General features: G+C 38.1%; 11 protein-coding genes. All 11 read right to left on the bottom strand.

Annotated elements, in window-relative coordinates; all coding sequences use genetic code 11:
* The 11 genes from LQ201_RS24805 to LQ201_RS24755 all read right to left on the bottom strand — a co-directional run bounded on the left by LQ201_RS24805 (window position 1) and on the right by LQ201_RS24755 (window position 13,787).
* Window positions 1-873, bottom strand: a complete 873-nt coding sequence (locus LQ201_RS24805; protein WP_230146539.1) for a RimK family alpha-L-glutamate ligase — start codon at window positions 871-873, stop codon at window positions 1-3.
* Window positions 874-1,016: 143 nt separating this feature from the next.
* A complete protein-coding gene (locus LQ201_RS24800; RefSeq protein ID WP_230146538.1) occupies window positions 1,017-2,084 on the bottom strand; it encodes a PA0069 family radical SAM protein in 1,068 nt (355 codons plus the stop codon).
* Window positions 2,085-2,187: 103 nt separating this feature from the next.
* The gene (locus tag LQ201_RS24795; protein WP_230146537.1) at window positions 2,188-3,426 is read right to left on the bottom strand and encodes a carboxypeptidase-like regulatory domain-containing protein; all 1,239 of its coding nucleotides are present in this window, start codon (window positions 3,424-3,426) and stop codon (window positions 2,188-2,190) included.
* Between the two features lie 505 nt (window positions 3,427-3,931).
* Window positions 3,932-5,173 carry a carboxypeptidase-like regulatory domain-containing protein gene (locus LQ201_RS24790; protein ID WP_230146536.1) on the bottom strand — a complete coding sequence of 414 codons (1,242 nt, stop codon included), beginning with the start codon at window positions 5,171-5,173 and terminating at the stop codon, window positions 3,932-3,934.
* 392 nt (window positions 5,174-5,565) lie between these two features.
* Complete coding sequence (gene recN / locus LQ201_RS24785) at window positions 5,566-7,218, bottom strand: DNA repair protein RecN (protein ID WP_230146535.1); 1,653 nt, start codon at window positions 7,216-7,218, stop codon at window positions 5,566-5,568.
* 100 nt (window positions 7,219-7,318) lie between these two features.
* Entirely contained in the window at window positions 7,319-9,418 is a 2,100-nt protein-coding gene (locus LQ201_RS24780) for a M56 family metallopeptidase (RefSeq protein WP_230146534.1), read from the bottom strand.
* Between the two features lie 97 nt (window positions 9,419-9,515).
* Complete coding sequence (locus tag LQ201_RS24775; RefSeq protein WP_029279745.1) at window positions 9,516-9,887, bottom strand: BlaI/MecI/CopY family transcriptional regulator; 372 nt, start codon at window positions 9,885-9,887, stop codon at window positions 9,516-9,518.
* A 463-nt stretch (window positions 9,888-10,350) separates the two neighbouring features.
* Entirely contained in the window at window positions 10,351-11,244 is an 894-nt protein-coding gene (locus tag LQ201_RS24770; protein ID WP_057934614.1) for a DUF4835 family protein, read from the bottom strand.
* The gene (coaBC, locus tag LQ201_RS24765; RefSeq protein WP_230146533.1) at window positions 11,241-12,437 is read right to left on the bottom strand and encodes a bifunctional phosphopantothenoylcysteine decarboxylase/phosphopantothenate--cysteine ligase CoaBC; all 1,197 of its coding nucleotides are present in this window, start codon (window positions 12,435-12,437) and stop codon (window positions 11,241-11,243) included. Before coaBC ends, LQ201_RS24770 begins: the two co-directional genes overlap by 4 nt.
* Before the next feature lie 72 nt (window positions 12,438-12,509).
* Window positions 12,510-12,836, bottom strand: a complete 327-nt coding sequence (locus tag LQ201_RS24760) for a DNA-directed RNA polymerase subunit omega (protein WP_025145617.1) — start codon at window positions 12,834-12,836, stop codon at window positions 12,510-12,512.
* A 3-nt stretch (window positions 12,837-12,839) separates the two neighbouring features.
* Window positions 12,840-13,787, bottom strand: a complete 948-nt coding sequence (locus LQ201_RS24755; protein ID WP_230146532.1) for an outer membrane protein assembly factor BamD — start codon at window positions 13,785-13,787, stop codon at window positions 12,840-12,842.
* Between the last annotated feature and the right edge of the window lie 743 nt (window positions 13,788-14,530).

Raw genomic sequence — 14,530 nt, 5'->3', positions numbered from 1 at the left:
TTACATCAAATCCGCTAAAGCCTTATAATACCGCTCATAACTTTCGGGTTCGGTATTCAAAAACAAAAAAGGCTCTATCAATTCCAGTTCCATCAACAAAAATTCTCCATTAACGAAAGTGCCGTCAACTCGTGCATAAAGGCAATCTTTAGCAAATAACGTTACATATTGCTGTGCTATAGCAATCAGTTCTTCACCCGGTTTTTGCGGATGCACAGATCCGCCATGCGCCGGCTGTACCCTAAAATCGCCAGGTTTAGCCTGTTTGATTAGTGAATGGCTATATGCTCCATTAAAGAAAATGAAAGACCATTCGCCGTTTTTCAGAATCTCTGGTAGAAAAGGCTGAATGATAAAATCTTCATCCTGAATAAGGAGGTTTAATTTTTGATTAACCTTGTTTACATTATCTACAGTTACCTTAAATGTATTTTTTGCACCACCACTCACGCAGGGTTTTACAATTAACTTATTGGTGTTAAATTTCTCAAAGAAATGCTCAAGATTTACACTTTCTTTATTTTGAATGAAAAAACTAGGTGTAATTTTTAATCCGGCAGCTTCAATCTCCTGCAGATACTGTTTGTTTGCATTCCACCTCACTACGCCAATGGGGTTAAGCAATTTTATATTTTTTGCTTCCAAATGATTAAGCCAGCTGTAAAACTCCTCAATCAGGTCAAAATAATCCCATGGCGATTTTAAAATGGCAAGCGAATAATCTTTCCAATTTATCTGTTGATCGTTCCAGATTACTTTTTCAATGTTCAGTCCTTTTTTTTTCAGGAAATTTAGGAGTTTATCATCTTCGTTTTCAACTGTGGTGCTATCATAAGCTCCTTTATCCAGATAAGTTACTAATGCAATGTTCATGGCGTTAAAACTAAGTTTTATCAAGCTGGATTACAAATCTAAGGTTCAAAGCGTCGCGATTACAAAACGTGAAAAAACCTTTGAGATGGCCGTGATGATAGAACCACGGCCCTGAGCGCTGAGGGCTTTCTCCTCAAAACTTTTTAAAACAGACTTGCCTGATTACTCGGAATCTTGAATAAAGAGTGGTCTAAAATTATATCCTTTACATTTAAGCCATTTAAGCGACAGTGCAGCCTGAAATTATCCCTGATCATTTGCGAAATATTGCCATCTCCGCGCATCCGGTCGCCAAATCTGCTATCGTTAACATGCCCACCATGGCAACTCTGAATCATGTGCCAAACTTTATCAAAACGATCGGGAAAGTTTTTGCGGAGCCAATCTTCAAATATCTGCCCAATAGCTCCATTTAGTCGTACAACGGTATAGCCTGCCTTTAACGCACCGGCATTGGCTACGGCTTTTAGAATTTTAGGAATTTCATGGTCGCTTAAACCAGGAACAAGAGGGGCAACCATAACACCCATAGGAATTCCATCTTTACTCAGTTCTTCTACAACCTTTAACCGCTGTTTGGCCGTTGTAGTTCGGGGTTCCATTACCTGCCGTAAATCTTCGTTTAAGCTATTAATAGAAACATAAACCATGCAGAGATTTAACTTCGCCATTTCCTGCAGAATATCCCGATCGCGAAGAATAAGCGAATTTTTGGTAATCAAACCAATGGGTTGCTTATAGGCCAATGCAATTTCGAGCAACTGCCTGGTGAGTTTAAATTTTCTTTCTGCAGGTTGGTAGCAATCGGTATTACCAGAAAGGGAAATGGTGGTGGCATCCCAGCCCTTTTTCTCTAAGAATTTTTTAAATAGTGCAGGCGCTTCTTTTTTAACAATTATTTTCCGCTCAAACTCTATTCCTGCGCTATAACCCCAATATTGATGTGAGTTACGGGCATAACAATAAGTACAGCCATGTTCGCAGCCCTGGTATGGATTTAAAGAATAAGCCATGCCTACATCGGGGCTATCAACTTTGTTTACAATGGTTTTCGAATTTTCAAAAATAAAGGAGGTTTTACGATCGCTTTCCTCCCAATCGTCTATTCCTTCATCATGTTCCTTTACATAAACATCCTTTAAAAATTTATTATGTGGATTAACTTGAGCGCCTCGTCCTTTAAAATATTGTTTTTCTTCTTCGCCAATCATAGATTAAAATTACTAAAAATATTAGTAATTTTGACTTCTCAGATTAGCTACTTTTCAACATTTTTAGTTTAGATCAATCTCATTTCACCTCAGCCATCTCACATTACTTAATCTTAGGTAGCGGAACATAATCCATCGGCACCATATCGGCCACTTTTTCATAAGCCCAGAAACCTTCGTACAGAAGCGATCGGGAGTCGTAAATGCCGCCATTTTCATAGAAACGCACGCCTTCGCCGGTTAAATTGGCAACAGAAATTTCATTTTCGGGTACATCCAAAGGCCTGAAGATCCAAAATCCCGTGTTAGAATAAGCCAGAGATTCTTTTTCTTTGGTGTACTGGATCAGCAATGCATCTGTATAACTAAGGTATTTTAAGTTCTGGTTAAAATAGTGCACCAAGGTATCGGTAAGCACCTCTGCTCTCGAAAATTTGTCAATGGTTCGCGGCATTTCTTTTTGTTTGGTCCAAAAGGCGAGCAGTGCGGTATCTATTTTACCTTTATTCTGCCTGATGCCCGTTTTCTCGGGTACGGCCTTAATTTTTTCTAAATTGGCATTAATTAAATATTCAGGATAGCGGTTAGGGTTAGGCACTTTTACCATCTTGTTGATGATAAATCCTTCTTCATTTGTTTTGTTGGCATAAAGCGAACGGAAAAAATGTTGCGAAGAACCATAATATGCGACCTCTCTGGCGGCGATATACTTCTTCTTTTTAGCTGCCGATGCTTTTAATTCCTCAAAAAACGGATGCCCGGAATAGTAAATAATGTGCGTTCTGGAATTATACTCAAAACGGTCGAGCATATATTTTAGCCGATAACCTAAAGCTTTATTTTCTACAATCAGAAACTCGGTTGTAGAAACCGTTAAGGTACTTTTGGTTATGTCGAAATCTACATTTAAAACCTGCGGATTTAATATCTTACACTGTGAGGCATTTGGGGTTTTACCGATAAAAAAATCTTTAAACTGGTTAATATATTTCTGACGGTTTGGATCGGCCCTAATTACAACTTCTTCCAGTTGCGCAACATTTTCTTTCAAAACCAGCTCTACCTGCACCGATTTATCGGAAATAATTACACTTTTAGAATAGGGGAGGTAACCAACCAGCTGAACGAGTAGATCATAACTGCCAGGTTTTAAATTTGATAATTTAAATCGGCCGTCGTTATCAGCCACTGTAGCAATTTTATATCCACTTAAATAGATACTTGCGCCAGGTAATCCATCTTTTTGATCCCTAACCAAACCACTAATCGAGAAGGTGTTTTGAGCAATGGCATTAGTACCCAACAAGATTAGCGTAAGGGCTACTAAAAGGCTTTTAATCATAGAGACGAATGTAACCAAAAGGCGTAATATTTATTAAAAACGCAAAAGATTTTTAACAAATTTAACATTAATAGTGATCGTTATTTCGAATGCAACGAATTTGTCATCCTGAGTGAGCGAAGGATCTTTAAGAAGAGAATTTGATCAAAATAAGTCAGTTGAATAACAAATATTGTTTTCTGGAAACGAAAGGTCTGTTTTTCATGGCTAGCGCAGTCCCGCCATCGCTTGTAGTCCTCGTTGCGCTACGCTTCACTGTGGGCTACCCGCTCTGTCGGGTTTATTTAACAAAGGTAAGTGCTGCGTGGTTCCAAAACCCTCAATAGTATTACTGGCCTCGCCAGCTAAACCCGACCAAAGTGAAAAACCCACAGCCCGAAGCATGAGGGCGAGGATTTGTAACGAAGGGCGGGACTTTCGAAACCAAAAAGCACTGTATTTGCTTTTCAAAAAAACAAAAAAATGGCTTCTGCTAATTAACTGTCTTAAGGTATTAACGATATTTCTATTTTTTTTCCACTACATTAATGGGCGGCAAATAATCCATGGGTACACTATCTGCAATTTTTTCCCAGCCCCAGTAACCAGAATAAATCATCGAACGAGGGTTGTATATAGATCCGTTTTCGTAAAAATACACCGGAACAACTTGTAAGGTGATGGTCGAAATTTGGTAATCTGGCATGTCTAATGGCCGTGCAATAGACAGGCCGATCCGGTTGGCGTAAGAAGGATCTTCCCTTTCTTTGGTGTAAACAACATAAAGTTGATCAGTAAAATTGAAGCTTTTGATACTTTGATTCTTTATATGCACCAATGTATCCTGCGCTACCGGAGCACGGCTTAAAATAGAAATCCCATTTGGAAGATTTTTCTTTTTTATCCAATAGTTCAAAGAATCTCCAAGTGTAAAAGTTAATGTGCGTGTTAAGCCATCCTGTACTTTTGTTAAGCGTTTAATGTTGGCGTTAATCATACTGTCTGAAGGTTTATCCGGATTTGGTATACTTATCAGTTTATTGATAATAAACCCCTCTTCAGTGGCGTGGTGATGATAAATGGATCTAAAAAAGTGTTGAGGAGAACCTAAATAAGCAGTAATCCGCTTTTGCTCCCAAATTTTCTTTCGGCGTGCCGATCCTTTTAAATCTTCGTAATACGGAAAACCTTCATAATAAATGATCCTGGTTTTGCTATCGTATTCAAAATTGTTCAGCAGGTACTTAATGCGGTATCCAAGCGCCTTGTTTTCAATAATCAGAAATTGGGTGGTTTTGACTGTAAGTTTATGTTCCTCTTTATCGTAATCAATAATCAGTACGTTCGGATTGATGAGTTTACATTGTTCTGCATTAGGGGTTGTGCCAATAAAATACCCCTTAAACATAGCAATATATTGTTCTCTGTTCGGATCGGGTTTAATTGTTACTTCGGCCAATTGGGTTACACTTTCTTCGAGGATAAGATCCAGTTTTACAGCTTTATCAGCAATCACTACATTTTTGTTTAAAGCTTTATAGCCGATTAATTGTACTAAAATATCGTAGTTACCAGGTTTTAGCGGTAGTGTGTAGGTGCCGTCATTGTTAGAAACTGTTGCAATTTTATAACCGCTTACATATACACCAGCTCCTGGTAAAGGCTCACCACGTTTATCTTTTACCATACCCGAAAGGATATAACTTTGTTGTGCAGAACAAAATTTACCGATAGTTAATAATGAAAGTAGAAGTAGAAAAGATTTCATTGATTAAATATAAACTAATTATTTAGTTTTGTTTAATGCCTGACGTAAAATTATTGGTGCGTTCCTTTTAGCTGTCAGATTGGATGATGCAAATTTACAATAATCCATTTACAATCAGTTAGATGGTAACATCTGACAACACATCAATTGAGGAATTGCGGGTTAATTATATCGTGGTGTCAGCTATTGCTAGCTGACACAGAACTCAATTTTTTATGGGAGATCAACTTGTTCGAATAACTATTTATTTAATAGCGCTATGATAACATCTAACATTACATTTGCAAATGACAAGACCCTGAAATAAATTACCTTCGTTGAGCTCGCTAAGGCTCGGTTTACTGCCTAGCTTTCCGCTGCGCTACAGGTCAGGGTGACGAGCAATTGATAAACTAAGCGAGCAGCTCCCGTGCATTTTCAATTGCTGATGCACCTGGGTTTTTCCCACTTAACATTTCAGCGATTACACCAATACGTTCTTCTTGTTTAAGTTTACGGATGCCTGTTGTGGTTTTTCCGCGATCTTCATTTTTATGAACAAAGTAATGCGATATGCCTTTAGCCGCGATTTGGGGTAGGTGCGTTATCGAAATTACCTGCATGTTCTGTCCTAAATCGGCAATTACTTCTCCAACTTTTAATGCCGTTTCACCAGAAATTCCGGTATCAATCTCGTCGAAAATAATGGTCGGTAACGAAGTGTGTTTCGCCAATAAAGCTTTTATGGCCAGCATCAGTCGCGATAGCTCACCACCAGATGCTACTTTATTTACCGGGGCAGGGGCTTGGCCTGCATTGGCTGTAAAGAGCAGATTGATTTCATCTAAACCATCTTTATTCAATTCGTTCAACACTTTTTGGTCTAAAACCAATTTGGCATTTAGCATTCCTACTTTTTTCAAGGTAATACCGGTTTGTTCCTCAACCACTTTAATTGCTTTCTTGCGGTTGGCACTCAATTGGTCGGCCTGTTTATGCAGTTCTATTTTAAGCTGATCGATTTCTTTCTGCAGTTTTTCGATATGCTCATCAGAAGATAACAGCTTGTTCAGGTTTTCTTCCAACTGATTTTGAAATGCCAGCAATTCTGTATTATTGGCAAGCCTATGTTTTTGTTGCAGGGTATAAAACAGATCCAATCTTTGGTTTACAATTTCTAACCGATCGACACTGTGTATGGTATTTCCCTCTATTGTAGAAACTTCATCGGTAATGTCTTTTATTTCAATAATCGACGAGCGTAAACGTTCGTAAAGCACATTAATTGCAGGATCGAACTTTTCTATACTTTGAAGTTGTAACGAAGCTTCTTTTAATATCTGGAGAGCAGAAGGTTCACTTTCGTTAATTAAACCGGAAGCGGTAAGTAAAGCCCTTTTTATGGTTTCAGCATGTGTTAAACGTTCTAACTCTTGCTCTAAATCTTCTTGTTCACCTTCCTGTAATTTCGCCTGCTCGAGTTCGTTAAATAGAAATTGCTCATAATCTTGCTTGTTTCTCGCTTCGTCTGCCTCACTAACCAATTTCTTCAACAAGTTGGTGTCTTGTCTTAGTTTTTTAAACCCGCTGCGGTAATTAAACAATAGCGATTGGTGGTTAGCTAAAGAATCGACAATTAACAGTTGAAAATCGGCATCGTTAATCTCTTGGGTGGCATGCTGGGAGTGGATGTCGATCAACTTTTCACCAATTTGTTTCAGGATTGATAAATTAACCGGTGTATCGTTAATAAACGATCTGGTTTTACCGTCTATAGATATTTCTCTACGCAGTATACTTTCGTTCGAGAAATCTAAATCGTTTTCTTCAAAAAGTTCTTTCAGGTTTTCATCTGCCAGTGCAAAACTTCCTTCAATAACACATTTTTTATCCTGGTTAAAAAAGTATTTGCTTTCTGCGCGCTGGCCTAAAATTAGCGACAATGCACCTAAAATGATGGATTTACCAGCGCCAGTTTCACCTGTTATAATATTTAAGCCCTTATCAAATTCGATATCGAGACTGTCAATTAATGCGTAATTACGTATAGAAAGTTTTTGTAGCATAGCTAAGCAAAAATATTAAAATTTATTCAACGGGTGAATACAAAACAAAAACAGCGAAGAATAATCTTCGCTGTTCATGATCTGTTTGGTTTTTGTGTTGTTATTTTATCGAAATACCAATTGCATTATCTTCAGCAATTTTTAAGTTGGCTGCCTGAACATAACTTTTTATAGCTGTTTGATCGGCACTGGTAAAATCAGATTTTTTATACGTTACTACAGCATTTAGTGTGTTCAGGGCTTTAACAGCACTGGTAAAATCTTGATTATTGTATAACATAACTGCCGGAGTTACCTGTGAACTTTTGTTACCACCTTCTACCTTTTCCTTTTTCTCTTTCTTCTCTATTTTCTCTTTCAGCTCTTTCACTTCGTTGTCGAATTTTTCTTTCAATTTCTTGTACTCTTCAGTTTGTCTAACCTTGCTGTTCGAGTTATCATTGTATTTAAAAATTAGACCATCCGGAGAGCGTTGATAACCTTTGGCTTTAAATAGAGAATCAGCATGTAATATGCTTAAGCCAGATAATCTAGCGATTTCTCCTGATTTTAAAGCATGTACCCTGATATTCTCTATTTGTGCTCTAAATTCTGGCGTATTCATTTTGGCAGCCATATCTTCGCCCATTTTTTTCCATTTGGCCTGTGCTTCTGGTGAACCGAATTCTTTGTTCATATCTTCAGCCATTTTTTTCCATTTTGCCTGGGCTTCAGGAGAATTCATTTTCTTTTGCATTTCCTCTCCAAATTTTTTCCATTTGGCTTGTGCTTCTGGTGTGTTGTATTGTTTGGCAATATCTTCTCCAAATTTTTTCCACTTAGCCTGGGCTTCTGGCGAGCTATATTGTTTGGCTATATCCTCTCCAAATTTTTTCCATTTAGCTTGTGCTTCCGGTGAATTATACTCTTTATTTATTTTTGCAAGCAATAGCGAATCGCTGAACTTAAATTTGAAATTACTGTCGGTATGCAGTCTGTAGATATTTTTCCCTGCAAAAAGCTCATCCCTGTAAAAATCTTTTCTCAGGCTATCAGGCATTTCTTTTACTGAATTATATTCGGTTTTTTTACCATCCGCATCAATGGTTACAATTTTAATTTTACGTTTTTTAGTGGTATCAGTGCAAACAATCGTTTTAACATCATGGTGGTTGATCACACTTAAAACCTCAATTTTAGGCGTTTTTTTATTTTCTTTTTTCTTTTCTGTTGGATTGATCCAGGCAATAGAAAACAAGCAGGCTATTCCTAAAGTTAGGGCTGCCATTTGTTGTTTGGCGTTTAAATAATTTGTTTTCATGTTGGTTATTCTTTTTATGCGTTGATACAAATTCTGGGTCTTGCCGGTTGCTGCCAGTGCATAAGCCGGACTGTTTTTATCTTTTAATAATTCGAGTTTGAGTAGGGCATGGGCATAATTCAATGGTTTTCCGGTAATTTTTAATACCAGATCATCACAGGCATGCTCGCGCTCAATGTGTATAAATCTACCCGCCATCCACACAAACGGATTATAGAATAATAAGGTTTCTATGGCTGTTTTAATCAGGTTCAATAAGAAATCGTTTCTTCTGATGTGTGATAACTCATGGATTAATATTGCTTCTACCTGGTCGTTGTCTAATTGGTTTACCAGGGCCAATGGAAATAATACTACGGGTTTTAAATAACCGATAACCAAAGGCACATTAACAATAGAAGACAGATGGAACTGGATAACTTTATTGATTTTAAGATGGGCCGTTACCTGCTCAAAAATGGCTTTCCAGCTATCTGGAATGGCACTCAAACTCTCTTTCTTTAGTTTTGAAAGCTGACCATAGCCTTTAATGATTACGAATAACTGAAGCAAAATACCAATAATGTAAAATACGACTACAACAGGGAAATACTGCTCTGCCTTGCTGCTAAAACTTGGCGGTAGGTTGTTAAAGTATTGGTAAACCTGTATATTTTGCGCATTGATTGTGGGAGCCTGATTATTTACATTCAATGTTAACTGATGAATGAAATTATAGCCAAAGCCAATAAACATTAAAATGATGGCGCCAAAAGCAAGGTTGTGCTTATGTTTTGCCGCCAGCTTCGGAATGCTGAGCATTACAATAAATAGGATGCCATAAATAATGGCGCTTTGCCAAAGTGAGTTTAAAATACTCCAGCCAAATGCTTTGATGAACTGTTGTAATAAAGTTTCCATAACGGTGGTTTTAATTCTTTATACCGGGGACAATCCGAAAATGTTAATGTCTAATTAGGGATCCAAACCCTACACCTTTCAACCTTCAACGCTAACCTTACTTTAGGCTATCTAAATACTTTTTTATTTCGTCAATTTCATCTGCACTTGCACTGTGGTTACCCAAAGCCTGCATTACCAATCTCGCTGCCGATCCGTTAAATACGTTATCGATCATTTTGTTTACCAATTGTTTTTCGGTTTTATCCTGACTAACAAGCGCTTTATAGATATGCGTTTTTTGATTGGTATCTCTTTCTACCATTCCTTTCTCGTGCAGAATCTGCATCAGTTTTAAAGTTGTGGTATACCCAGAGTCTTTTTTATTCAATGCCTCATGAACTTCTCTTACCGTTGCATTCCCCTTTTGCCAAAGCACCTGGAGGATTTCCATTTCACCTTCTGTTGGTTTGATGTTATGATTAGTCATATGTTACAAGTTGTACGAATTATTTCGTATTCAAATGTACGAAGATATTCGTAAGATCAAAATATTTTAACAAATTTTTAACTTTATTGGTTAATTATGGAAACTGGTTAACCAATTAACTGTGATATATGACGCATGAGAAAGCCAAATGTTGCATGCCTACTTGGCTTTAGAAAGGAAACCCCCAAATATGAAACTGACTTAGGTTATTAAACCTGATTGATGTGGATACCGGCCTGTGGATAAGGCCTGCAGGCGTATGAACGAAAGCAGGACTGGCTTTAATTGAAACGCTGAGACTGCTTTTTTAAAATTAATTACGACAAATGGAGAAACTACTTAATGGGATAGTTCGAGGTCGGCGGTCCGGAGTCCGAAGTAGTTTAGCCGAGAAAATAATCAATTCCTAAGTAATGAACGACGAACGATCAAACTATTGACCAATGAACCATCGACAAATGAACTAATTTTTCTTCAGTCCTTCGTACTTGCCAATATTCGCCGGATCGATTTCTGCCAACATATTGTAAGCTTTCATGCGTTCCTGGCCGTTTAGTTTAGAAAGTACATTGGTTACTTCTTCGGCTTTTGATGCGAAATAAACATTCGGGAAAATGGAACCCAGTTTCTGCTTATCCATTTGCTGAAGGGCAGGCAGGGCGGCAACAATCTGTGTTAAACCCTTATCATTATCGGTTAGCTGATCGAGGCCGCTTAAATGGTAGCTATAGATGAAATTGCGCAGTTCGCTAAAAATAGGATTCAAAACGTTTTCATTAAACCAAAAACGATTGCGTAAACCATCAGCTGCACGCCAGCCGGTATTGCCCGAAGCTTGCGCCAGATTAATGATGTTCTGTGCTTTTTTGTAAAATGGAGTTCCGCCCATTTTGCTAAAACTATCTTTATCCATTCCGATGATGGTATAAGCGTAGTAGGTGAGGAGGGCACTGATATTGGAAATGTAATTCTGATCAGAAAAATCGATTGTAGCGCCATCATTGAAATTAAAATCGAAATTCTTATCGCTCATATTTAACAAAGTGCTATTGTAAGAGCTGTTAAAAACCGGGCGGCTGCTTTGGATCTGTGCTTCTGCAGTGTATCCGGAACCACCATCCCAGGAATTGATGGTGATGACAAAACTACACTCAATCCGTTCCTGCGGCTTATAACTTTCGTTGCTGAACTTGTTATTATTTAAAAAATCGCGGATTGTTTTTTGCAGAGCATCTAAAGTTGGCTTACTGATGTTCGAAACCTGAGGAGCCAGCAAAGTTATCCTCGCGTTTAACTCCTGTGCATGCAGTTTCCCGAAACCAACCAATAACAATATCCAAACAATCTTTTTTATCATTTTGCAATTTTTAAAATGGCCGCACAAATATCTTTAGCAACCTCTGTTTTCGATTTCATTTCAAATACAGTCCGTTCTAAAGCTTTGTTAAAAATAGTAATTTTATTGGTATCTGATTTAAAACCTGCACCCTTATCATTTAAAGAATTTAAAACCACCAGATCTAGGTTTTTCTTTTCTAGTTTACCTTTGGCATAATTCTCTTCATCATTGGTTTCTAAAGCAAAACCAACCAAAATTTGGTGCGCTTTTTTCGTTGTACCTAAAGAAGCGAGTATATCAGTGGTTTTTTCCAGTTCCAGAGCCAGGCCGCTATCCTGCTTTTTGATTTTTTCTGTGGCAACCAGTTTAGGGCGATAATCTGCCACAGCGGCACACATTACAGTAATATCGATATCAGGGAATATCGATGAACAGGCATCGAACATTTCCTGGGCACTTACTACATCGATTCTTTTTAAAATTTGAGTAGATTTTTGTGCAGTTGGTCCGGCAACTAATGTAACATCAGCTCCCAGGCTGGCCAGTTCATCAGCAAGGGCAAAACCCATTTTGCCTGATGAGTGATTGCCAATAAAACGCACCGGATCAATCGCCTCGTAAGTAGGACCAGCAGTAACCATTACCTTTTTGCCAAATAAAGGCATTGATCTTTTAATGGCATCATTTAGAAAGGAAACAATTTCTTCAGGCTCTGCCATTCGGCCTTCGCCCCAAAGTCCACTGGCAAGTTCGCCATTGGCAGGTGCGATAACTGTATTGCCAAAACTGATAACCTTTTCGATATTAGCCTGTGTCGTTTCATGCTTCCACATGTCCAGATCCATTGCCGGGGCAACATAAACCGGGCATTTGGCCGATAGATAAACAGCCGTTAATAAATTATCGCAGATGCCTGTTGCCAGTTTGGCCAGTGTGTTGGCAGTTATTGGGGCAATGATCATGAGATCGGCCCATAAGCCTAACTCAACATGGTTGCTCCATACGCCAGTTTCTTCTTCGAAGTATTGGGTATAAACAGGGTTTTTAGAAAGCGTAGCAAGGGTAAGTGGTGTAATGAAATTAGCACCATCAGGGGTAAGAATAACCTTTACGTTTGCACCAGCTTTTATAAGCAGCCGAACTAAAAAAGCCGACTTATATGCCGCAATGCTACCGCAAACGCCAAGGATTATATTTTTATGTTTCAGCATAGCGTGTTGAGCACGGGGCATAGAGCATTAATATGCTTATAAAACTGCGCCATGCTCTTTGCCCTCTGCCAGTTACTTTTGTTCTTTAGCAGGATTTCTGTGATAAATTTTTTCGTTCAAAAACTCATCAATAGCAACCAAAACAGGTTTCGGCATGCGCTCGTAATGTTTGCTGATTTCAATCTGCTCGCGATTTTCGAAAATTTCTTCTAAATTATCGTTGCTTGAAGCAAATTCTGCCAATTTACCGTGTAACTCCTCTTTAACGTTGTTCGAAATCTGATTTGCTCTTTTAGCAATTACCACTAAAGATTCGTATAAGTTATCTGTAGTTTTATCTAAATCGTGTACGTTTCTGGTTACTGTAGTATTTGGTACAGCAGGTTTGTTAGTATTCATGTATTACTTGTTTTTAATATTCGTGTTATCAGCATTAGTTGGTTTTGTAGAAACGGTATCCTTTAATTTACCAGTTCTGATCAACATCTGCTTGTATTTTTCCTGATCAGCGGCATATAATGCCAATTCTTGTTTTGTAGCCGCAATCCCCGCTTCAACATCTTCCTTAAGTAGCTTTGCATCTTTAGTGTATTTACTGTCAGGATGGTTTTCAGTAAACTCAGTATATAAAGCAAGTGCTTCATTATAACGGTCTTCCTGGCGGATGATATAACTGTTTTTTGCGTATAAATATTGCGCTTTAATCATCAAGAAATCCATTTCCTCAGCATATTTTATATCTGGGTAATCTCTTTGCGCATTTTTTAAAGCAATAACCGCTGCCCTGTAGTTGTCTACGTTGCTTGGCCCGGTAGTTAAGTACATCTTGGCGTTTTCGAAAGCTTTATCTTCTAACTTGCCCCTTAATGTGGCAATATATTTGCCAGCGGCTGCAGCACGATCGCTGGTAGGGTATAAGTTGATGAATAATTGTAGTGCATCTATAGCTTTATAGGTATTTTCCTGATCTAAAGAGAAATTTGGAGATTCTAAATAGAAACAATAAGCACCCATGTATCTCGCTTCTTCGGCATTTTTACTTGCTGGGTAGGTATCTGCGAAACTTTTAAACTGGTATCTGGCAGTTGTGTAATCACTTAATCTATATAAAGTATAAGCATAATAATAGTTCAGATCCTCAGCCTCTGCACGGCCACGATATTTTTGAGAAAGATCCTCAAAAAGCACCAATGCTTTACTGTAATCGCGTTTATTATACAAACGAAGCGCCTCTTGATATTTTTTTGCAACGTCATTACTCGCTCTCAATTTCTCGAAACGACTTTTACAACCCGCAATACCCAGAGCGGCAACAAATACTAAAATAATTAAGTGTTTAACTTTAAACATTCTGCAAAGATAATTAATAATACGATAACATCAATAAAAACAATTGGCCACTAAGCTATGCAAAGCAATTCAGTACAATATAACAGTTAACAATTTTTAACATATATATGGTATACCCAATGTATCTGAAAGTTTTTTTATTCCTATACTATATATATAGTATGATTTCAGTAGATGACTTCCGAAGTTTCAATAAGCATAGGCGTTGGATAACTTCGGAAGTCTATTCAGGCCACGCTGAATTTATTTTTACACTATATATTAACAGTGCTTTTGTTTTTTAGCAAAGCAGGTTCTGTGCTACTATATAGGTATGTTCCCGCCATACGCTGTAGTCCCGATGAAGAATCGGGAGCTGCCGCTGCTGTCGGGTTTAGCTGGCAGGGGTTTCCTAAGTTTTAAACGGCCGGGCGCAGGGAAAACTTCGGAAGTTTCAGGCAATGGGCGCTTCATATTTAAACCTATCAGGGTTTAAAAAACTGATAGGTTTGTTGGGGCGGGTGGTAGAAACAGCTGTTCCTGTAAAAAGTTTTGCCCTGCGGAAAACTTTTTCTGTCTGAAAACCATGTTGTTATCTCAAGTCCTGCAGTTATCGGCAGAAAACCTTTGGATATGCATTAAAAATCCTTACTTTTGCATCCCGCTTCGGAGGAAGGGTTTGATTGAAAAGATGGCAGAGCGAGATGGAGGGCATGATTTATTTTAAAATAAATATTGCGGGAGCGGAAAAGATTGCTACCTTT

Source organism: Pedobacter sp. Bi126, assembly GCF_918698245.1.
Classification (GTDB): Bacteria; Bacteroidota; Bacteroidia; order Sphingobacteriales; family Sphingobacteriaceae; genus Pedobacter.
This window is presented reverse-complemented; position numbering and strand designations above follow the sequence as displayed.